Source organism: Methylobacterium sp. J-092 (genome assembly GCF_022829325.1).
GTDB lineage: Bacteria > Pseudomonadota > Alphaproteobacteria > Rhizobiales > Beijerinckiaceae > Methylobacterium.
Window position 1 is genome coordinate 180,001 of the sequence record NZ_JAKSXU010000128.1, and the last position, 18,969, is coordinate 198,969.

The following is an 18,969-nucleotide window of genomic DNA, read 5'->3' on the forward strand; positions in this document are numbered from 1 at the left end:
TGTCGGCCCGGGCTCGAGCCTCGGCACGGGTCCGATCCGGCCGGCCCGCGCGCCGAAGCTCCGGACGCCCGGGACGCGCGGTCGGCCCGATTTCCGTGCCGGCCCGCCGACTGGCTCTGATGATGCATCCGGGGCGGGGCATCGACCCATCGGCCCCTCGGGATGTCATGACCGTTCCTCCGCATTCCCCCAGGCCCGTCGGGGCGATCCTTCGCGGCGCCGGGGCCGACGCCCGCCCCGCGCCGGGCTGCGGGTCCAGCGCATGAGCGAGGCGATCGCCTGGGCGGAGCGCCGCCGCATCGCCGAGCAGGCGCGCGGCGAGCGGGCGTGGTCGCTGTGGGGGCCGTATCTCAGCGAGCGGCAATGGGGCACCGTGCGCGAGGATTACAGCCGCGACGGCAACGCGTGGCGCTCGCTCACCCACGAGGAGGCCCGCTCGCGCGCCTACCGCTGGGGCGAGGACGGGCTCGCGGGGATCTGCGACGAGCGCGGGCAGCTCTGCCTCGGGCTCGCCCTGTGGAACGGGCGCGACCGCATCCTGAAGGAACGCCTGTTCGGCCTGACCAACGAGGAGGGCAACCACGGCGAGGACGTTAAGGAGATCTACCACTACCTCGACGCGGTCCCGAGCCACGCCTACCTGAAGTTCCTCTACCGCTATCCGCAAGGGGCCTACCCCTACGAGGACCTCGTGCGCGAGGGGCTGCAGCGCAGCCGCGAGGTGCCGGAATACGAGATCGAGGAGACCGGCCTGTTCGAGGGGTCGCGCTTCTTCGACGTGACGGTGGAATACGCCAAGTCGGACGTCGACGACGTCCACGCCACGATCACCGCGACGAACCGCGGCGCGGACGCCGCCGACCTCCACCTCGTGCCGCAGCTCTGGTTCCGCAACACCTGGTCGTGGCGGAACGACGGTGCGCTGCCGCGGCCCCGGATCGCGCGCCATCCGGAGGGCGGCATCGCCTGCGAGCACCCGCGGCTCGGGCGCTACCGGCTGGCCTTCGAGGGCGAGCCCGAGGTGCTGTTCTGCGAGAACGACACCAACTTACGCCGGCACGCCGGCCAGCCGGAGGCCGAGGGCCCGTTCAAGGACGGGCTCCACGCCGCGATCGTCGAGGGCGACGCCGCGGCGGTCCGCCGCGACGCCGGGACCAAGCTCGGCCTGCACTACGCGCTTCGCCTCGCGCCCGGCGAGACCCGGCGGGTGCGCCTGCGGCTCTCCGCCGGGACGCGGACGCGCCCGATCGACGCCGACGACGCCGTGCGCGACCGCCGCATCGCCGAGGCGGACGCGTTCTACGACGACCTGCAGGACGGGATCGCGGATGCGGACGCGCGCGCGATCTTCCGGCAGGCCTCCGCCGGGTTGATCTGGTCGAAGCAGCTCTACGCCTACGACGTGCGGCGCTGGCTGCAGGGCGACCCGCTCCAGCCGGTGCCGCCGCGGGAGCGCGACGGCGGCCGCAACACGCAGTGGCGCCACTTCGCCGCCTCCGACGTGCTCTCGATGCCCGACAAGTGGGAATATCCGTGGTTCGCCGCCTGGGACCTCGCCTTCCACTGCCTGCCGCTGGCGCTGCTCGACCCGGACTTCGCCAAGAAGCAGCTCCTGCTGCTGACCCGCGAATGGTACATGCACCCCAACGGCCAGCTCCCGGCCTACGAGTGGGAGTTCTCCGACACCAACCCGCCGGTCCACGCCTGGGCGACCTACCGGGTGTTCGAGATCGACCGCGACCGGCGCGGCGGCCGCGGCGACCTCGCCTTCCTCGAAGGCGTCTTCCACAAGCTGCTGATCAACTTCACCTGGTGGGTGAACCGCAAGGATGCCGGCGGCCGCAACGTCTTCCAGGGCGGCTTCCTCGGGCTCGACAACGTCGGCGTGTTCGACCGCTCGCGCCCGCCGCCGGGCTTCGGCATGGTGCACCAGGCCGACGGCACCGCCTGGATGGCGATGTACGCGCTCAACATGATGCGCATCGCCCTCGAGCTCGCGCTCCACAACGACGTCTACGAGAGCACCGCCTCGAAGTTCTTCGAGCACTTCCTCCTCATCGCCGAGGCGATGACCGACATGGGCGGCGAGGGCTTCGGCCTCTGGGACGAGGAGGACGCGTTCTACTACGACGAGGTCGACATGCCCGGCGGCGGGATGCTGCCGCTGCGCGTGCGCTCGATGGTCGGGCTCGTGCCGCTGTTCGCGGTGGAGGTGATCGAGCCCTTCGTGCTCCAGCGCCTGCCGGACTTCGCCCGGCGCCTCAACTGGCTCCTGGAGAACCGCCCGCACCTCGCCTGCCTGGTCTCGCGCTGGGACGAGGGCGGCGTCGGCGACCGAAAGCTGCTTTCGCTGCTGCGCGGCCACCGGATGAAGGCGCTGCTGCGACGCATGCTCGACGAGGCCGAGTTCCTCTCGCCCTTCGGCGTGCGCTCGCTCTCCAAGGCGCACCGCGACCAGCCCTACGTGCTCAACGAGTTCGGCGCCTCCTTCACGGTGCGCTACGACCCGGCCGATTCGACCTCGAACATGTTCGGCGGCAACTCGAACTGGCGCGGGCCGGTGTGGATGCCGACGAACTACCTGATCATCGAGGCGCTGCGCCGCTTCCACTCCTATTACGGCACCGACTTCCTGGTGGAGTTCCCGACCGGCTCGGGCGCGATGTGCACGCTGGCCGCCATCGCCGACGCCCTGCAGGAGCGCCTGATCGGCCTGTTCGCCAAGGACGCGGAGGGCCGCCGCCCGGTCCACGGTGCGCGCGCGCCGATCCCGTCGGCCGAGGGCGCCGAGGAGGCGCTGCTGTTTCACGAGTTCTTCGACGGCGACACCGGCCGCGGTCTCGGCGCCTCGCACCAGACCGGCTGGACCGCGCTGATCGTCAACCTGCTGCACCACCGGGCGCAGCGCGGGGGTGCCTAGGGCATCGTCCAGCGGGGCGGGTCCCGGCGGGGCTTTCGCACGGTGCGCTCCGCCCGGGATCCCTGCGTGGACGCCCGCGATTGGCGGACGCGGCCGCGGGATGTCATCATGGGCGACGCGATCGGGACAGGTTCGCAGGCACGGGCTTCACGTTGACGGGATGACGGGTCAGGCTTCGAACCACCGCGCCGCGTGGCTTCCGCAGAACGGATTCGCCGCCCGCATCGCTTCCGCGCGCCAGCTTCAGAGCTTCAACGACCTGAGCAGCTTCGCGATCAACTTCGACGTGCTCCGCTCGGTCAAGCCCGACATCCAGATGATCGGCAGCAAGGGCAGCACCCTGTGCTTGTGGGAAACCCGTTCGTCCAGCGGCTTCATCAGCAAGCCCAGGGTCGATTCCGACATGATGACGGTCCGGTTCATCGCGAACGGGCACATCACCTACCGCAATCATGCGGGCAGGACGCGCGGCACGCCGAAACATGCGACCCTCGTCGGCTTCGAGGAGGTCGGCGAGATCCAGGCCTCGCAGGCCTTCAACGCGATCAACGGCACGATCACGTTCGAAGCGCTCGCGGCCGCCAACGCCGCGCTGACGGGCGGACAGCACGGCGTGCCGTCCTTCGAGCCGATCGCCGATGTCTCGACACCGGGCATGATCGCCCTGTTCCACATGATGCGGCAGGTGCAGCGCCGCGGGCAGGCGTCGGATCGCGGCGGCGACATCGCGTTTCCGCTGATCCAGGAGATCCTCAGCTATCAGCTGCTGTCCGTCTGGCCGAAGCGCGCGCGCGTGGCACCGGCCCCGGCGACGGACGCCTCCGCGTCGCGCCTCGGCATCGCTCTCGAGTTCATCGAGGCGAACCTCTCGCGGCCCATGACCCTGTCGCTCATCGCGACGGCGGCCGGGCTCAGCGTCCGCTCCCTCCAGAGCCAGTTCCGTCAACGGATGGGGCAGACGGCGATCGCGTTCATCACCGAGCGGCGGCTCGCGCGCACCCACGAGGACCTGACCTCCGCCTTCGATCCCGAGATCACGATCGCGGAGATCGCCCGGCGGTGGGGCTTCGTGCACATGAGCGACTTCGGGCAACGCTACAGGCGTGCCTATGGGCGCACGCCCTCCGAGGCACGGCGCGATGCCGGCCCGCGGGACTGACCCCGCGCCCGCCTCACGGCGCCCACTGCCAGAACACCGAGCTTTTGAACGAGAATACGGTCTCGCCGCGCTGGTTGACGCCGACGTTGTCGGCGAAGGCGAGGCCCCAGCCGGGGCGGGAGGCGGAGGCGCGCTTGTCGGTGAGCGTCGTGGCGTAGCGCACGGTGTCGCCGGCATAGACGGGCTTCAGCCAGCGCATGTCGCGAAAACCCGGCGACGGGCCGGTGGTCGGCGCCTGCCCGCGGGCGGCGGTGTGGGCGTGGTCGCGGGCGCGGGTCGCGAGCAGCCGCTTCATGTAGGCCGAGGCCGTGTGCCAGCCCGAGGCGCACAGCCCGCCGAAATGCGTCGCCTTGGCGGCCTCGGGATCGGTGTGGAACACCTGCGGGTCGTAGGCGCGGCCGAAGGCCAGGATCGCCTCGGCCGGGAAGGCGTAGGCGCCGAGATCGCGGGTCGCGCCGATCGCCGCGTCCTTCAGGAACGGCAGGATCTCGGCGTCGTCCGGCTCGACCACCGCGGGCGGGACGCCGGTCTCGACGATCCGCGGCGGCGCCGGCTCGGCCCCGCGCCGGGCGAGCATCACGGTGAAGGCCTGGGTCATCACCGCCTCGCCGCGGCCGTTCTCCAGGGTGAGCAGGCAGGCGGCGAAGCCCCGGTCGGGCTTCGAGGCCGAGGCGCGGGTCTCGTCGACGCGCAGGGTGGCGGAGAGCGTATCGCCCGGCAGCACCGGCTTCAGCCAGCGCAGCTCGGCGATGCCGGGCGATCCGAGCGAGGAGTGCCCGCCCATCGGCCCGGCCTGCAGCAGCCGCATGCCGAGGGAGGCCGTGTGCCAGCCCGACGCGATCAGCCGCCCGGCGAAGGTCGTCTCCGCGAGCCGCTCGTCGAGATGGAACGGCTGCGCATCGAACGCGCGGGCGAAGGCGACGATGTCGTCGCGGCTCACCGTCAGCGGCACGCCGGTGCGGACCTGGCCGGCGGCGAAATCCTCGAAGTGGAGGCCGGACGTGTCGGGGCCGGGCATGGGCGCGCGCCTCAGTTGGCGAAGCGGAAATGCAGCACGTCGCCGTCCTGCACGAGGTACTCCTTGCCCTCGAGGCGGAGCTTGCCGGCGTCCCGCGCGCCGGACTCGCCCTTCAGCGCGGTGTAGTCGGAGAACGCGATGGTCTCGGCGCGGATGAAGCCCTTCTCGAAGTCGGTGTGGATCACGCCGGCCGCCGCGGGCGCGCGGGTGCCCTTGGTGATCGTCCAGGCGCGGGCCTCCTTCGGGCCGACGGTGAAGTAGGTGATCAGCCCGAGCAGGTCGTAGCCGGCGCGGATCACCCGGTTCAGGCCGGGCTCGGCCAGCCCCACCGCCTCGAGGTAGTCGCCCTGGTCGGCGGCCGGCATCACCGCGATCTCGCTCTCGATCTTGGCCGAGACCACCACCGCCTGGGCGCCCTCCGCCGCCGCGCGCTCCTGCACCGCCTTCGAGTAGGCGTTGCCCTTGTCGGCGTCGCCCTCGTCGACGTTGCAGACGTAGAGCACGGGCTTGGCCGTCATCAGGCCGAGCTGCTGGAACAGGCGCTCCTCCTCGGGCTTGCGCGCGACCATGCGGGCGGGCTTGCCCTCGCGCAGGTACGGCAGGGCGCGGTTGACGAGGTCCAGGAATTCCTTGGCCTCCTTGTCGGCGCCGCGGGCCCGCTTCTCCAGGGCGAAGACGCGCTTCTCCAGGCTGTCGAGGTCGGCCAGCATCAGCTCGGTCTCGATCGTCTCGATGTCGGCGCCCGGGTCGACCTTGCCCTCGACATGGGTGACGTCGCCGTCGTCGAAGCAGCGCACCACGTGGGCGATCGCGTCGCATTCGCGGATGTTGGCGAGGAACTGGTTGCCGAGCCCTTCGCCCTTCGAGGCGCCGCGCACGAGGCCGGCGATGTCGACGAAGGTCAGCCGCGTCGGGATGATCTCCTTCGAGGCGGCGATCTTCGCCAGGTCGTCGAGCCGCGGGTCGGGCACCGCCACGTCGCCGACGTTGGGCTCGATGGTGCAGAACGGATAGTTGGCGGCCTGCGCCGCCGCCGTCTGCGTCAGCGCGTTGAAGAGGGTCGACTTGCCGACGTTCGGCAGGCCGACGATGCCGCATTTGAAGCCCATGATATTCCTCAAGAGTCCATCAGGATCGTCTCGGGTAAAACCCGGAACGGATTGATGATTGTCGTTCCCTCGACCTCGCGGCCGTGTTGATAATCCTCGGAGAGCAGGAACCGGCAACCCGATCGGATCGCCGCCCCGAGGATCACGCAGTCCCACCATTGAAAACCGGTCCGCTCGCGCAACGACCATGCATCGGCGATCAGATCGAGATCCGTCGCACCGGAGGACCAGCCTTCCAGCGCGAGCGTCGTACGGCGCGCCTCCTCCGGCGCGATTCGAAGCTTTCCCCGCAGGAGGACGGCGTGAATCTCACCGAGAACCTGCGGACCGACGACGATCGAACCTCGTTTCGCCAACGCCGCGAGCCAGCGCAAGGCTTCGGCCTGCTTCTCCGGAAATCGGTCGTCCCGGGCATACAGGAACACGTTCGTGTCGACGAACACGCGCGGGTCGACGATCGCGGATCCGGCAGCGAAGGCCGGATCACTCGTCACGATAGCGCTCGTTCCTCGGCGGCGCCTTCCCGTTCTCGTCCAGAACGTGGAGCGGCGGCCCGGCGAGGAACCGCTCCAAAGCCTCCGTCTGGGTCGTCGGATGCCCGATCCGACGTTCGACGGTCTCGCTGATGAACTTCGACAGGCTCTTGCCCTCCGTCGCGGCGGCGATCCGCGCGCGACGGAGCACCGCCTCGTCCATCGTCACGGTCACGTTCTTCATCGGACGGCCTCCAACGGTCTTCGATATCGTGTCCTCGTGTTTTCGTGTCAATTCTTGGCGGCCTTCTCGCCCGGCCGCTTCACGTCGGCCCAGCCGCGGCCGACCATGGCGAGGTGGACCTTGTTCTGGAAGCTTTCGTTCTCGTTGGCCGCCAGCAGGGCCACCTCGTCGGCGATCGCCCGGCACAGGTCCTCGACCCACGGCTCCTCGGACTTCGCGAAGTCGTTGAGCACGTAGGCGTGCACCAGGGCCTTGTCGCCGGGATGGCCGATGCCGAGGCGCACCCGGCGATAGTCGTTGCCGCACTGGGCGGTGATCGAGCGCAGGCCGTTGTGCCCGGCATTCCCGCCGCCGAGCTTCACCCGGATCTTGGCCGCGGCGAGATCGAGCTCGTCGTGCAGGACGATCACGTCCGACAGCGCGATCTTGTAGAAGCGCTGCGCCTCCGAGACCGAGCGGCCGGACTCGTTCATGAAGGTCTGCGGCTTCAGCAGGATCGCGCGCTCGGCCCCGAACGTCACCTCGGCCGCCTCCCCCTGGAAGCGGCGCCGGAACGGGCTCGCCCGGTGGACCCGGGCGATCTCGTCCACCGCGAGGAACCCGATGTTGTGACGGTTGCGGGCGTAGGCTTTGCCCGGATTGCCCAGGCCCACGATGAGCCGCATGACGACTGTCTCCGACCTTCCCGAAACGACGATGCCCCGGCCTCGCGGCCGGGGCATCGTCTCGAAGCCGCGCCGCCGCGGGGCGGCGGCGCGGGAGGATCGCGCCCGCGAAGGGCTCAGTCCTCCTTCTTCTCCTCGGTGGCCTCGGCCTCTTCGGCCTCGGCTTCGACCTTCTCGGCCTCGGCTTCCGCCGACTGCGCCTCGGCGATCGCGGCCTCCTCGGCCTCGACCTCGGCGCCGAGCACGGTCGGCGGCACGACGTTGGCGATCGGGTCGGCGGCCTCGCCGGTGTAGGTGACGCCGGCCGGCAGGGTGACGTCGGAGACGTGGATCACGTCGCCGATCTGGCGGCCGGTGAGGTCGATCTCGATCCCGTCGGGGATCTGGTCGGGGGCGACCTCGACGGCCAGGGTGTGCAGCGAGATGTTGAGCGTGCCGCCCTGCTGCTTGATGCCGGGGGCCGCGTCCTCGTTGTGGAAGTGCACCGGCACCTCGACGGTGACGGTCTGGCCGGCGACGACGCGCAGGAAGTCGACGTGCATCGGCACGCCGCTGACCGGGTCGAGCTGGAAGTCGCGCGGGATCGCGCGGGTCTTCTTGCCGCCGGCGTTGATCTCGAACAGCGTGGTCTTGAAGCCGCCGGCGTAGATCAGGGTGCGGGTGCGGATGAGGTCGATGGCGATCGACTGCGGCGGCTGGCCGCCACCGTACACGACGGCGGGAACCTGGCCCTGGCGACGAACGGCCCGGGCGGCCCCCTTGCCGACCCGGTCGCGTGCCACGGCCTCAAGCGTCTTGACTGCGCTCATGGCGTGATCCTTCGATTGATGAATGGTCGGGGAAACGACGAAGGCCGCCCGAGACGGACGGCCGAACCGAAACCCCACGCGCCCGTGCCTCCAAGGGTGTCTGGCGGGCGTGGAGCGCCTATAGCGGGGTTGGGCCCCGATGGCAACGCGGAGGGCGGATCGTCCGGCGGCTCACGGCCCGATCCGGAGCCCGGACAGCACCCGCGCCCGCACGCCGTCCGGATCGGCGAAGGCCAGGCGCACCGGCAGCACCCGCACCCGCGCGGCGAAGGATTCGGGCAGGCGGACGTGGTCCTTCTCGGTGGTGGCCAATTCCGCGCCGAGGCGGCCGGCCTCCGCTGCGAGCCGCGCGAGGTCGGCGTCGCGGTAGGGATGGTGGTCGGGGAAGCTGCGGGTCGCGGCGATCTCGGCGCCGGCCTCGCGCAGCGACGCGAAGACTTTCTCGGGACGGCCGATGCCGGCGAAGGCCAGCACGCGGCGGCCGGCGACCGCGGCGCCCTCGGGGACCAGGCGGGCGCGAAGAACCGGCAGGCCGCGCGCCAGGGCCTGCGCCGCCACCGCCTCGCCGGCCGCGCCTTCGCCGGCCCTGCCCTCGCCGATCAGCACGAGGCCGCCGACATGCGGCCATTGCCGCGCCAGCGGCGCGCGCAGCGGCCCGGCGGGGAAGGCCAGCCCGTTGCCGGTGCCGACGCCGGCATCGACGACGGCGAGCGCGAGGTCCTTCGCCAGGGTCGGGTTCTGCAGGCCATCGTCCATGACGACGACGTCGGCGCCCGCCGCCACGCAGAGGCGCGCGCCGGCGACGCGGTCGCGGGCGACGACGACCGGCGCGTGGCGGGCGAGCAGCAGCGGCTCGTCGCCGACGTCGCGCCAGCCGTGGCGGGCGGGATCGACGAGGACCGGCCCGGGCAGGCGCCCGCCGTAGCCGCGGCTGAGGAAGGCGGGCGTCCGTCCGAGGTCGCGCAGCAGCGCGGCCAGGGCGATCGCGCTCGGGGTCTTGCCGGCGCCGCCGAGGGTGAAGTTGCCGAGGCACAGGACCGGGCACTCCGCCCGCGCGCCGGGCCGGTCCATGCGGGCGGCGGTGTGGCGGCCGTAGGCGCGCCCGAGCGGCGCCAGCAGACGTGCGGCCGGATGGTCCGGGCCGTCCTGCCAGAAGCGCGGCGGGCGCATCAGCCGTGGTGGAAGGCGGCGAGCTTCATCTGGGCGATGAAGGGGTCGAGCACCGCCAGCGTCCGCTCCACCGCGCCCTCGAACGGCACCAGGGCGCGCTGCCCGGCCCGGGTCATCGCGTCGATGCGGTCGGGGGCGGCCATCAGGTCGGCCAGCGTCGCGGCGAGCTCGGCGGCGTCGGCGACCGCGGCGGCGCCCCCTCCGGCATCGAGGGCGCGGTAGACCTCGGTGAAATTCTCCGTGTGCGGACCGTGCAGCACGGCGCTGCTCAGGCGCACCGGCTCAATCGGGTTCTGGCCGCCATGCGGCACCAGCGAGCCGCCGAGGAACACCAGCGGGCTCAGGCGGTAGAACAGCCCGAGCTCGCCGATCGTGTCGGCGACGTAGAGGTCGATCGACGGGTGCGGGCGCCCGCCCGCCGAGCGGCGCGCGCTGCGCAGGCCCTGCGCCGTGGCGCAGGCCGCCACCTCGCCGCCGCGATGGGGGTGGCGCGGGGCGACGATGGTCAGGAGCCGCGGAAACCGGCCCTTGAGCGCGGCATGGGCCTCGGCCGCCGCCGCGTCCTCGCCCGGATGGGTGCTCGCCGCGACCCAGACCGGGCGGTCGCCGATCATGTCGCCGAGATAGGCCACCTGCTGCGGATCGGCCGGCTGAACGGCGGCGTCGTACTTGAGGTTCCCCGCCACGCTCACCCGCGGCGCGCCGAGGCGCACGAAGCGCTCGGCGTCGTCCCGCGTCTGCGTCAGGCAGATCGCGATCCGCGCGAGCAGGGCCCGCGCCGTGCGCGGCGCGCGCGCCCAGCCCGCGTACGAGCGTTCCGACATCCGCCCGTTGACGAGCAGCAGCGGGATGGCGCGGGCATGCAGCGCCACCACCGTGTTCGGCCAGATCTCGGATTCGGCCACCAGGGCGAGGTCGGGCTGCCAATGGTCGAGGAAACGCTCGACCCAGCGCGGCGCGTCGAGCGGCATGTACTGGTGCACGGCGCCGGCCGGCAGGCGCGCGCCGATCAGCTCGGCGGCGCTGCGGGTGCCGGTGGTGACCAGCACCGAGAAGCCGCGGGCGATCATGCCCTCGACCAGGCCGACCAGCGAGAGCGATTCGCCGACCGAGGCACCGTGCATCCAGACCAGCGACCCGACCGGCCGCGCCCGCCCGGGCAGGCCGCGGCGCTCGGGCAGCCGCGTCGGGTCCTCCTTGCCCTGCCGCGCCCGCCACGCCAGCAGGCCGGCGACCGCCGGCTCGCCGAGCCACAGGCCGCCGCGATAGGCCTTGAGGGCCAAGGTGAGGGGCGGCGCCCTCATGCCCGGATCCTCATGCCGGGCTCCTCATGCCGCCTCGGCGCGCGGCGCGGCGGCGGCGGCCCCGAGCCAGTTGTCCCCGACCCGGTCGAGGCGGCCGACGAGGGTGTAGGCGCGGTCGTGGACCCGGTTCATCTCGGCCTCGAGGCGGGCGCGCAGGGCCTCGAACGTCTCCGGGTCGGGATCGCGCGGCACGAAGACCGCCTCGCCGAACACCACCGCGCCGCGGCCGAACGGCAGCCCGAGGCAGGCGCGGTCCCAGCTGCCGAAGCGGATGTGGCGGCTCGTCACCACCGCCACCGGCACGATCGGCCGGCCGGAGAAGCGCGCCAGGGTGAGGATGCCGGCATCGGCCCGGCGCGAGACCTTCGGAACGTCGGCCGAGAAGGCGACGATCTCGCCGTTCTTCAGGGCCCGGATCATCGCGCGCAGGCCCTCGGCGCCGCCCTTGGCCTTGGCGTCCTTGACCACGCGGCCGCGGGCGCCGGAGGCGCGGATCACCCGCACGCCCATCCGCTCCAGGGCGATGGTGTTGATGTTGCCGTCGGGATTCTTCGAGATGATCGTCGCGACCCGGTCCACCGGCCGCCCGGCGAACGACACCATGATGTGCTGGCCGTGCCACATCCCGGCGATGAACGGCGACATCCCGTCGAGCCAGGGATCGGCGCCGGCGGGCTCGACGGTGAAGCGGTTGGTGCGGCGCACGAGCGTGAGATAGCCGGCCGCGAGCCGTCCCAGGGCGCCCTGCACGGCCGGATGGCGGATGACGCGCTTGCCCAGGCTCATCGTGCCGAAGCCCGGCGCACCCGGCCCCGTGCGGACGGGCCGCGATCGCCGGGCGAGGCCGCGCAATGCTGCGGCACGCGAACGGCGGGAACGGTCGGCGTGGGATTCATGTCTCGCTTTCCGAGGCTCGGCCGGGCTTGCGCGGGGGCGCGACGGCCGGAGGGCGGCAAGGCGCCGACCGCGCCTGGCGACGGGTCGGGCAGTTCGGACGCGACAGCGGGACGGCACCGTCCTGCGCCGCCCGGTGGCTGTCTAGACCCGTCGCCTCGGCCCGCGCAACCGAGACCGGGCGTTCCGGGGCGGCCGATCGCTGCGCGGCGTGCCCGAAAACACCTCGAAACCGCGCGAAACGGGTTGTTTGGATCAATTCCAATGTGTAGCTTGGAATCGATCTAAATAGGATATCGATCATGGACGCGACCCTCGTCGTCGACCCCCATACCCCGCAACCCCACGACGACGCCCACCGCGCCTTCGTGCTCGCCTACGTCCAGCCGGGGCTCGCCGGGCTGATCGACGGATCGGTCTCGACGCTGGCCCCGATCTTCGCCGCCGCCTTCGCCACGCACAGCAACGGCGCGACCTTCCTCGTCGGGCTCGCGGCCTCGCTCGGGGCCGGGATCAGCATGGGCTTCACCGAGGCGCTCTCGGACGACGGCCGCGTCACCGGGCGCGGGAGCCCGTGGATGCGCGGCCTGGTCTGCGGCGCGATGACGGCGCTCGGCGGGCTCGGCCACACCCTGCCCTACGCGATCCCGAGCCACTGGCCGAACGCCTTCGCGCTCGCGACCGGCCTCGCGGTGCTGGTGGTGGCGATCGAGCTGCTCGCCATCGCCGCGATCCGCACCCGCTACATGGCGACCCCGTTCGGCCGCGCGGTGCTGCAGATCGTGCTCGGCGGCGCGCTGGTGCTGGCGGTGGGGGTGCTGATCGGCAGCGCCTGAGCGCGTCGCCCGATCCGACGGGGCGCCGGCCGCCACCATTTCGTCGCAGGCGATCCGAATCGGGAAACTGGGCGGTTCGGCCGCGCGATACCGGGTCATGTGGTATCTCTACGGACTGACCGTCCTCGCCGGCCTCGCGAACGCGATCCAGCCCGGGCAGAACGCGACCCTCTCGAAGACCTTCGGCCTGCCGGTCACGGCGGCCGTGGTGATCCTCTTCGTCAGCACGGCCTTCATGCTGCTGGGCGGCCTGGCATTCGGCAAGCTCGCCGTGCCGAGCTGGGAGCAGGTCGCGGCGGTGCCCTGGTGGGGCTGGCTCGGCGGCTGCCTCAGCGTCCTGCTGATCCTGGCCCAGCTCTACGCCGCGCCCGCGATCGGCGCCGCGTCGTTCCTCGGCCTCATCGTGACGGTCGGCGTCGTCGCCTCGATCGTGCTCGACAACTACGGCTGGGTCGGGTTCGAGGTCCATCCGGCCAGCCTGTGGCGCGTGCTCGGGGCAGCCCTGATGATCGTCGGCGTCGGGATGGTCGCCTTCACATGAACCCTGATCGTCGCGCGGCATGAACCTCGATCGTCGCGCGGCGTGCGGCACGCGCCGGCTCGCTTGACGCGGCCGGCCTCAACCGCGATGCGGTCCCCCGTGTCCTTCCGCCTCGCCCACCTCACCGACCCGCATGTCGGCCCCCTGCCGCGGCCGCGCCTGCGCCAGCTCTTCGGCAAGCGCGCGACGGGCTACGCCAACTGGCGCCGCGGGCGCTCGCGCAGCCACGACATGGACGTGCTCGGCGCGCTCGTCGCCGATCTGAAGCTGCAGGCGCCCGACCACGTCGCCTGCACCGGCGACCTGTGCAACATCGGCCTGCCGAGCGAGTGGGACACCGCGCGCATCTTCCTGGAAGCGCTCGGCACGCCCGAGGCGGTCAGCTTCGTGCCGGGAAACCACGACGCCTACGTGCGCGGCTCCCTCGAGGGCCTGCTCGCGGCCTGCGGTGCCTGGACCGCCGACGACGCCGGCGGCAGCGGCACGTTTCCCTATCTGCGCCGGCGCGGGCCGCTGGCTCTGGTCGGCTTGTCGAGCGCGATCCCGACGGTGCCGTTCGTCGCCACCGGCCGGCTCGGGCCGCGCCAGATCGCGGCGGCCGAATCGCTCCTGCGCACGCTGGCGACCGACCCGTCGCGGCCGGCGCGCGTCGTGATGATCCACCACCCGCCCCATCCCGGCGGCGCGAGCCCGGGACGCGACCTGCGCGATGCCGCGGCCTTCAGCGCGATGCTCGGCCGCGTCGGCGCCGACCTCGTCCTGCACGGGCACAACCACGTGGCGAGCGTCGCCCACGTGGCGGGGCCGGGCGGGCGGGCGATCCCGGTGGTCGGCGGCGCATCCGCCTCGGCGCGGCCCGGCGCGCAGGCCGGCGGGCACGGGTCGGAGGCCGCCCGGCGGGCAGCCTACATCCTGTACGCGTTCTCGGAGAGCGGGGGGCGCCACGTCGTCTCGGCGGCGCAGCGCGGGATCGGAGCGGGCGGAACCGTGATGGATCTCGGCCCGCTCGCGCTGGGCTGACGTTCGGCTCAGGCGGTGGCGGCGAGAAGCCCGGAACGCCGGCGGTCGCCGATGCTGGCCTCGTAGCGTTCGGCCTGGAGGCGCGTGAGGCCGGAGATCAGGGCGGTGGACCCACGATAGACCGTATAGGTGCCGTCCTGGGTAGGCTTGACGCGAATCGTCTCGGACATGGGGACCATCCTGTGCTGCGTTGACCGAATCGTTAGCCGTCGCTCTTCTTCCGCGGTGATTCTCCGATCCTGTAATGATGCCCGACGTTACCGCTTCGGCTTCCGCGCGCAAGGGCGGCGCGGCGCGGATACGTAAGTAATTTTGCATTCGATCGGCATGGAGCACGGGACGACGCGCGGGCGGCGCGCTTCGCACCGTGGCGGCAAGCGGGAGGCACGAACGAAAAGCCCGCCGGCTTTCGCCGACGGGCCGGTGGCAGGGGCCACGTTCCCGGGTTCGAGGGTGCTGTCCGGCGCGCGTCCCGCGGCGCTCGGGGCCGCGGGGTCGGGCGCCTAAAACCCTCCCGAAAACCTCTATCCCTGTCGATGGACGCTCGGCGGATCGTCCTGGTCACCGGCACCGGTGTCGGCGGAATGGACGTGGGTGGGGCTTGCATGCATGGCAGACCTCCTCTTCGTCTCGCTCCGGCGACGGAGCCTCGCATCGGGGGGCCGCGTCGCCACGAGGAGAGGCTAGACCCGCCCGGCCCACGCTGGCAAGGGGCGTTTTCGAGGATTCGCCAGCCGGCTCGCCGGACCCGGCTCAGGCCCGGGCGGGGCTCCGCGCGGACGGGAGCCCGAGGATCGCGGCGCCGACCAGGCCGGAGAGCAGGGAGCCGGCGAGCACCCCGAGCTTCACCTCCGTCTCGTGGGCGGCATCGGAGAAGGCGAGCGCGCCGATGAACAGGCTCATGGTGAAGCCGATGCCGCACAGCACGGCGACGCCGTAGACCTGGACCCAGCTCGCCCCGCCGGGCCGGCGCGCGAGGCCGAGCGCCACCGCGAGGCGAAGGGCGGCGAACACGCCGGCCTGCTTGCCGAGGAACAGCCCGAACGCGACGCCCAGCGTCACCGGGTCGAGGAAGGCGGTGGGCGACAGGCCGCGCAGCGGCACCCCGGCATTGGCGAAGCCGAACAGCGGCACGATCCCGAAGGCGACGAAAGGCGTGATTGCGTGCTCCAGCCGGTGCAGCGGCGAGGTCGCGTCCTCCGGCCGGCCCGGGCTCACGCGGATCGGGATGGTCAGCGCCAGCAGCACGCCCGCCACCGTGGCGTGGACGCCCGAGCGCAGCACCAGCACCCAGAGCACGAGGCCGAGCAGCAGGTAGGGCGCGAGCGCGACGACGCCGAAGCGGTTCAGGCCGACGAGGAGCGCCAGCACCACGGCCGCGAGCCCGAGCATCGTCGGGTCGAGGCCGCCGGTATAGGCCAGCGCGATGATCAGCACGGCGCCGAGGTCGTCGACGATCGCCACCGCGCCGAGCAGGATCTTGAGCGAGACCGGCGCCCGCCGGCCGAGCAGCGCCAGCACGCCGAGCGCGAAGGCGATGTCGGTCGCCGCCGGGATCGCCCAGCCCCGCGCGGTCCCGGCGCCGGCATTGAAGGCGAGGTAGACCAGGGCCGGCACCACCATCCCGCCGAGCGCCGCGATGCCGGGCAGCGCCCGGTCGGGCCAGGTCCGCAACGCGCCGTCCAGCGCCTCGCGCTTGATCTCGAGGCCGACGAGCAGGAAGAACACCGCCATCAGGCCGTCGTTGATCCAGTGCTGGATGCTCAACGGGCCGAGCGGCGCGTGCAGCGCCTGGGCGTAGGTCCCGGCGAGCCCGGTATTGGCGACGACGAGGGCGCAGGCGGCGGCCGCCATCAGCACGAGGCCGCCGGCCGCCTCGCTCGCGAGCGCGGCGCGGATCGCGGAACGGGGGCGCGGCTTCGTCATGGCGCCGGGGGTGCCCGGGTTTGCGCCCACGGGCAAGCCCTGCCGGTGGCGGTCCGGGCTCGGGACGTCTATGCGGGCACCGATGACGCAAGGACGCGCGATGACCGCCACGACGACACCGGACCACCCGGCCCTGAACCGCAAGGCTGTCGGCGCCGTGGTCCTCGGCAACGCGCTCGAGTTCTACGACTTCACGCTCTACGCCTTCTTCGCCGTGCCGATCGGCGCGGCGTTCTTCCCGTCCGACAACGCCACCGACAGCCTGCTCGCCTCGCTCGCCCTGTTCGGCATGGGCTACGTGATGCGGCCGATCGGCGGCATCGTGATCGGCGCCTTCGCCGACCGGGCCGGGCGCAAGCCCGCCATGCTGATCACCATCGCGCTGATGGCGGTCGGCATGCTGATGCTGGCGCTGGCGCCGTCCTACGCGACGCTCGGCGGCTGGGCGCAGGTGATCGTCATCGTCGGGCGGCTGATCCAGGGGCTGGCGCTCGGCGGCGAGGTCGGCCCCTCCACCGCCTACCTGCTGGAGGCGGCGCCCCCGAGGCACCGCGGCTTCGTGGCGAGCTGGCAGATCGCGAGCCAGGGCTGCGCCGCCCTGTTCGCCGGCATCGTCGCGACGGGGCTCACCATCGTCCTCGGCGAGGCGGCGATGGCGGATTGGGGCTGGCGCGTCATGTTCCTGCTCGGCATCGGCGTCGTGCCGGTCGGCCTCGTGATCCGCAGCCACCTGCCCGAGACCGCGGGCGAGGGCGAGGATCCGGCGGCGGCCGCCTCCACCGGCGCGGTGGTGGTGCGGCTGCTGCGCGAGCACGGGCGCCTGCTGCTCCTGACCTTCGTCGTCATCGCCGCCTCGACCGTCTCGAACGCCATTGGCACCAACATGCCGGTCTACGCGCACGCCACCCTGGGGCTCACCGAGACGGTGTCGACGGCGGTGCCGATCGCCCTCGGCCTCGCCTCGGTGGTGTTCCCGCTGCTGGGCGGCTGGCTCGCCGACCGGTTCGGGCGGCGCCCGGTGCTGGTGTGGCCGCGGGCCGCGATCGTGGTGCTGGCGGTGCCGGCCTTCTGGTGGCTGGCGCAGGCGCCGACCGCGGCCTCGGTCTACGCGGTGACGCTCCTGATGTCGGCGCTGTCCTCGATCAACGCGGCGGCGATCATCGTCGCGATCCCCGAATCGCTGCCGCGGGCGGTGCGCAGCGCCGGGCTCTCGATCGTCTACGCCTTCTCGGTCTCGATCTTCGGCGGCAGCACGAACTACGTCGTCAACAAGCTGATCGCGATCACCGGCGACCGGCTGGCGCCGGCCTACTACCTCGTCGCGTTCAGCGTGCTCGGCACGATCGCCGCCTGGATGATGCACGAGACCCGCGGGCGCGACCTCGACGCCGACACCGAGGCGTGAGGCGCGCCGAACCGACGCCGCGCCGTCAGGGCCTGTCGTGAGATCGCATCGTCCTCACGCGAGCCGGAATCCGCCGCGCGCGACGAGGCTTTAATGCAGGTTCGAGCCGTCCTGCGCGGTGGCGGAGGCCCGGACGAGCTCGCGGCCGACCTCGTGCAGGGCGACCTCGACCGCGGCCAGCGCGCAGGTGCCGCCGCCCTGCATGATCAGCGCGTGCGCGGTGATCAGGTGGTCGGCGACCAGCTCCAAGACCGAGCGCGGCTCGGAATCCGCCACCGGCGACGGCAGGGTGAAGCGGCCGAGCGACCCGGTCGCCGTGCTCTTGGGCGGCGGCGACGCGAGCCGGCTGATGGAGCCGAAGAAGCCGAGGAAGGTCCGCTCGGGCGGCCCGAAGGACGGCACCGCGCCGGCCACGACCCAGGTCGCCCGCCCGTCCGGCGACAGCAGGCGATAGCGCACCGTGAACTCGCTGCGGGCGACGCTCGCCTCGGCGACCACGGTCCGCACGACGGCGAGGTCGTCCGGATGGATGACCTTGCTCCATCCCTGTTGCGATACGTCTTCGATCTGCTGACCGGTCAGAACAGTCCATTCATCACTGAGATAGACCACCTTTCCGGCTGCATCCGTTACGAAGATCATGGCCCAACCTCGGCTATAGCCGAGCTATGGCGCAGGGTCCGGCCTCAGGCAATCGGGCATCGCGGCAAATCATCCGCCGGCCCCCGGCTTCGCGCCTTGCCTTAAAGTCCAATGGACAGCGCGCCCGCGCTCCGAAGCGGGCTCAGGACGTGCGCCCGAGGGCCGCCCGGATCAGCGCGAGCCCGTCCGGGCTCGACCATTCGGCCGGCCCCTTCATCACGCCGATGGTGCAGCCGGCGGGGTCGACCAGCAGGGTCGTCGGCAGGCCGGGCGAGCCGGTGTCGCGCTGCACCGCCGGCAGCACGCGCCCGCCGGGATCGGCGTAGTAGGCCAGCCGCGCGATGCCGTTGTCCCGCATCCAGACCGGCGGCCTGTCGAGGTTGCGCGTGTCGAGGTTGATCGCGACCACCGCGAAATCCTTGCCGCCGAGCGCGGCCTCGAGCCGGTCGAGGGCCGGCATCTCGGCCTTGCACGGCGCGCACCACGTCGCCCACAGGTTCAGGAGGACGAGGCGGCCGCGGAAATCCGAGAGCCGCAGGTCGGCCTCCCCTCCCCCGTCCTTCGCCGCTTTGCCCGGCCCCTTGAACGCGATGTCGGGTGCCGGCCGGGCCTTCTCGGGCGCCTGCATCGCCACGACGTCCCCGCGGGCGGCGGCGTCGACCCGGGCCACCGCGGCGGCCGAGGCGGCACAGGGCGCGGGGGCGTTGCCGGGCCCCGCACCGGTCCCGTATAGGGCGAGGCCGGCGGCCAAGGCGGTGACGAGGCCGGCGCCGATCGCGGCGCCCATCAATCGTCCAGGCATCATCGTTGCGTACCCCAGAGCATTTTCGAGCG

General features: G+C 72.3%; 18 protein-coding genes and 1 pseudogene. 6 read left to right on the plus strand and 13 right to left on the minus strand.

Annotated features, from left to right (window positions below):
- The first annotated feature begins 262 nt into the window (after positions 1–262).
- Entirely contained in the window at positions 263–2,920 is a 2,658-nt protein-coding gene (locus tag MKK60_RS15595) for an MGH1-like glycoside hydrolase domain-containing protein (RefSeq protein ID WP_147727240.1), read from the plus strand.
- A 160-nt stretch (positions 2,921–3,080) separates the two neighbouring features.
- Entirely contained in the window at positions 3,081–4,079 is a 999-nt protein-coding gene (locus MKK60_RS15600) for an AraC family transcriptional regulator (RefSeq protein WP_243987002.1), read from the plus strand.
- 13 nt (positions 4,080–4,092) lie between these two features.
- On the opposite strand, the gene MKK60_RS15605 is transcribed toward MKK60_RS15600, so the two are convergent.
- The 9 genes from MKK60_RS15605 to MKK60_RS15645 form a co-directional block, all read right to left on the minus strand.
- Complete coding sequence (locus tag MKK60_RS15605) at positions 4,093–5,097, minus strand: MaoC family dehydratase (protein ID WP_243987004.1); 1,005 nt, start codon at positions 5,095–5,097, stop codon at positions 4,093–4,095.
- A gap of 11 nt (positions 5,098–5,108) precedes the next feature.
- The gene (gene ychF / locus MKK60_RS15610; RefSeq protein ID WP_147727243.1) at positions 5,109–6,206 is read right to left on the minus strand and encodes a redox-regulated ATPase YchF; all 1,098 of its coding nucleotides are present in this window, start codon (positions 6,204–6,206) and stop codon (positions 5,109–5,111) included.
- Positions 6,207–6,214: 8 nt separating this feature from the next.
- A complete protein-coding gene (locus MKK60_RS15615; protein WP_243987006.1) occupies positions 6,215–6,700 on the minus strand; it encodes a PIN domain-containing protein in 486 nt (161 codons plus the stop codon).
- Positions 6,690–6,923: a hypothetical protein gene (locus MKK60_RS15620; protein WP_147727245.1), complete on the minus strand. Its 234-nt coding sequence runs from the start codon at positions 6,921–6,923 to the stop codon at positions 6,690–6,692. The genes MKK60_RS15615 and MKK60_RS15620 overlap by 11 nt, the downstream gene beginning before the upstream one ends.
- A 47-nt stretch (positions 6,924–6,970) precedes the next feature.
- Positions 6,971–7,588: an aminoacyl-tRNA hydrolase gene (pth, locus tag MKK60_RS15625; RefSeq protein ID WP_243987020.1), complete on the minus strand. Its 618-nt coding sequence runs from the start codon at positions 7,586–7,588 to the stop codon at positions 6,971–6,973.
- Between the two features lie 116 nt (positions 7,589–7,704).
- Positions 7,705–8,397: a 50S ribosomal protein L25/general stress protein Ctc gene (locus MKK60_RS15630; protein WP_147727247.1), complete on the minus strand. Its 693-nt coding sequence runs from the start codon at positions 8,395–8,397 to the stop codon at positions 7,705–7,707.
- A 171-nt stretch (positions 8,398–8,568) separates the two neighbouring features.
- The gene (gene lpxK, locus MKK60_RS15635) at positions 8,569–9,567 is read right to left on the minus strand and encodes a tetraacyldisaccharide 4'-kinase (protein ID WP_243987028.1); all 999 of its coding nucleotides are present in this window, start codon (positions 9,565–9,567) and stop codon (positions 8,569–8,571) included.
- Positions 9,567–10,871 carry a 3-deoxy-D-manno-octulosonic acid transferase gene (locus tag MKK60_RS15640; RefSeq protein ID WP_147860394.1) on the minus strand — a complete coding sequence of 435 codons (1,305 nt, stop codon included), beginning with the start codon at positions 10,869–10,871 and terminating at the stop codon, positions 9,567–9,569. Before MKK60_RS15640 ends, lpxK begins: the two co-directional genes overlap by 1 nt.
- A 24-nt stretch (positions 10,872–10,895) precedes the next feature.
- Entirely contained in the window at positions 10,896–11,657 is a 762-nt protein-coding gene (locus tag MKK60_RS15645) for a lysophospholipid acyltransferase family protein (RefSeq protein WP_243987030.1), read from the minus strand.
- Between the two features lie 464 nt (positions 11,658–12,121).
- On the opposite strand from MKK60_RS15645, the pseudogene MKK60_RS15650 reads away from it, so the two are divergent.
- The 3 genes and pseudogenes from MKK60_RS15650 to MKK60_RS15660 form a co-directional block, all read left to right on the plus strand.
- Positions 12,122–12,601: pseudogene (locus tag MKK60_RS15650) on the plus strand (VIT family protein); the annotation flags it as partial.
- 97 nt (positions 12,602–12,698) lie between these two features.
- Positions 12,699–13,142: a DMT family transporter gene (locus MKK60_RS15655; RefSeq protein ID WP_147729846.1), complete on the plus strand. Its 444-nt coding sequence runs from the start codon at positions 12,699–12,701 to the stop codon at positions 13,140–13,142.
- An 87-nt stretch (positions 13,143–13,229) separates the two neighbouring features.
- On the plus strand, positions 13,230–14,162 hold the full coding sequence (locus tag MKK60_RS15660) for a metallophosphoesterase family protein (protein WP_409567409.1): 933 nt from the start codon (positions 13,230–13,232) through the stop codon (positions 14,160–14,162).
- 8 nt (positions 14,163–14,170) lie between these two features.
- Here MKK60_RS15660 and MKK60_RS15665 read toward each other — a convergent pair whose 3' ends face one another.
- Both MKK60_RS15665 and nhaA read right to left on the minus strand, forming a co-directional pair.
- Complete coding sequence (locus MKK60_RS15665; RefSeq protein ID WP_187274899.1) at positions 14,171–14,332, minus strand: hypothetical protein; 162 nt, start codon at positions 14,330–14,332, stop codon at positions 14,171–14,173.
- A 583-nt stretch (positions 14,333–14,915) separates the two neighbouring features.
- Positions 14,916–16,088 carry a Na+/H+ antiporter NhaA gene (gene nhaA, locus MKK60_RS15670; RefSeq protein WP_147844285.1) on the minus strand — a complete coding sequence of 391 codons (1,173 nt, stop codon included), beginning with the start codon at positions 16,086–16,088 and terminating at the stop codon, positions 14,916–14,918.
- A gap of 100 nt (positions 16,089–16,188) precedes the next feature.
- Between nhaA and MKK60_RS15675 the strand changes: the two genes are divergently transcribed.
- Complete coding sequence (locus MKK60_RS15675) at positions 16,189–17,493, plus strand: MFS transporter (RefSeq protein WP_243987034.1); 1,305 nt, start codon at positions 16,189–16,191, stop codon at positions 17,491–17,493.
- A 90-nt stretch (positions 17,494–17,583) separates the two neighbouring features.
- On the opposite strand, the gene MKK60_RS15680 is transcribed toward MKK60_RS15675, so the two are convergent.
- The gene (locus tag MKK60_RS15680; RefSeq protein ID WP_147844284.1) at positions 17,584–18,135 is read right to left on the minus strand and encodes a PAS domain-containing protein; all 552 of its coding nucleotides are present in this window, start codon (positions 18,133–18,135) and stop codon (positions 17,584–17,586) included.
- A 142-nt stretch (positions 18,136–18,277) separates the two neighbouring features.
- The gene (locus MKK60_RS15685) at positions 18,278–18,937 is read right to left on the minus strand and encodes a TlpA disulfide reductase family protein (protein ID WP_243938377.1); all 660 of its coding nucleotides are present in this window, start codon (positions 18,935–18,937) and stop codon (positions 18,278–18,280) included.
- Positions 18,938–18,969: the final 32 nt, after the last annotated feature.

What these genes read in the sequence shown, in the direction of transcription:
- MKK60_RS15595 (WP_147727240.1), top strand. Translation starts at nt 263, where the DNA reads ATGAGCGAGGCGATCGCCTGGGCGGAGCGCCGCCGCATCGCCGAGCAG.
- MKK60_RS15600 (WP_243987002.1), top strand. Translation starts at nt 3,081, where the DNA reads ATGACGGGTCAGGCTTCGAACCACCGCGCCGCGTGGCTTCCGCAGAAC.
- MKK60_RS15605 (WP_243987004.1), bottom strand. Translation starts at nt 5,097, where the DNA reads ATGCCCGGCCCCGACACGTCCGGCCTCCACTTCGAGGATTTCGCCGCC.
- ychF (WP_147727243.1), bottom strand. Translation starts at nt 6,206, where the DNA reads ATGGGCTTCAAATGCGGCATCGTCGGCCTGCCGAACGTCGGCAAGTCG.
- MKK60_RS15620 (WP_147727245.1), bottom strand. Translation starts at nt 6,923, where the DNA reads ATGAAGAACGTGACCGTGACGATGGACGAGGCGGTGCTCCGTCGCGCG.
- pth (WP_243987020.1), bottom strand. Translation starts at nt 7,588, where the DNA reads ATGCGGCTCATCGTGGGCCTGGGCAATCCGGGCAAAGCCTACGCCCGC.
- MKK60_RS15630 (WP_147727247.1), bottom strand. Translation starts at nt 8,397, where the DNA reads ATGAGCGCAGTCAAGACGCTTGAGGCCGTGGCACGCGACCGGGTCGGC.
- lpxK (WP_243987028.1), bottom strand. Translation starts at nt 9,567, where the DNA reads ATGCGCCCGCCGCGCTTCTGGCAGGACGGCCCGGACCATCCGGCCGCA.
- MKK60_RS15640 (WP_147860394.1), bottom strand. Translation starts at nt 10,871, where the DNA reads ATGAGGGCGCCGCCCCTCACCTTGGCCCTCAAGGCCTATCGCGGCGGC.
- MKK60_RS15645 (WP_243987030.1), bottom strand. Translation starts at nt 11,657, where the DNA reads ATGAGCCTGGGCAAGCGCGTCATCCGCCATCCGGCCGTGCAGGGCGCC.
- MKK60_RS15655 (WP_147729846.1), top strand. Translation starts at nt 12,699, where the DNA reads ATGTGGTATCTCTACGGACTGACCGTCCTCGCCGGCCTCGCGAACGCG.
- MKK60_RS15660 (WP_409567409.1), top strand. Translation starts at nt 13,230, where the DNA reads ATGCGGTCCCCCGTGTCCTTCCGCCTCGCCCACCTCACCGACCCGCAT.
- MKK60_RS15665 (WP_187274899.1), bottom strand. Translation starts at nt 14,332, where the DNA reads ATGTCCGAGACGATTCGCGTCAAGCCTACCCAGGACGGCACCTATACG.
- nhaA (WP_147844285.1), bottom strand. Translation starts at nt 16,088, where the DNA reads ATGACGAAGCCGCGCCCCCGTTCCGCGATCCGCGCCGCGCTCGCGAGC.
- MKK60_RS15675 (WP_243987034.1), top strand. Translation starts at nt 16,189, where the DNA reads ATGACCGCCACGACGACACCGGACCACCCGGCCCTGAACCGCAAGGCT.
- MKK60_RS15680 (WP_147844284.1), bottom strand. Translation starts at nt 18,135, where the DNA reads ATGATCTTCGTAACGGATGCAGCCGGAAAGGTGGTCTATCTCAGTGAT.
- MKK60_RS15685 (WP_243938377.1), bottom strand. Translation starts at nt 18,937, where the DNA reads ATGCCTGGACGATTGATGGGCGCCGCGATCGGCGCCGGCCTCGTCACC.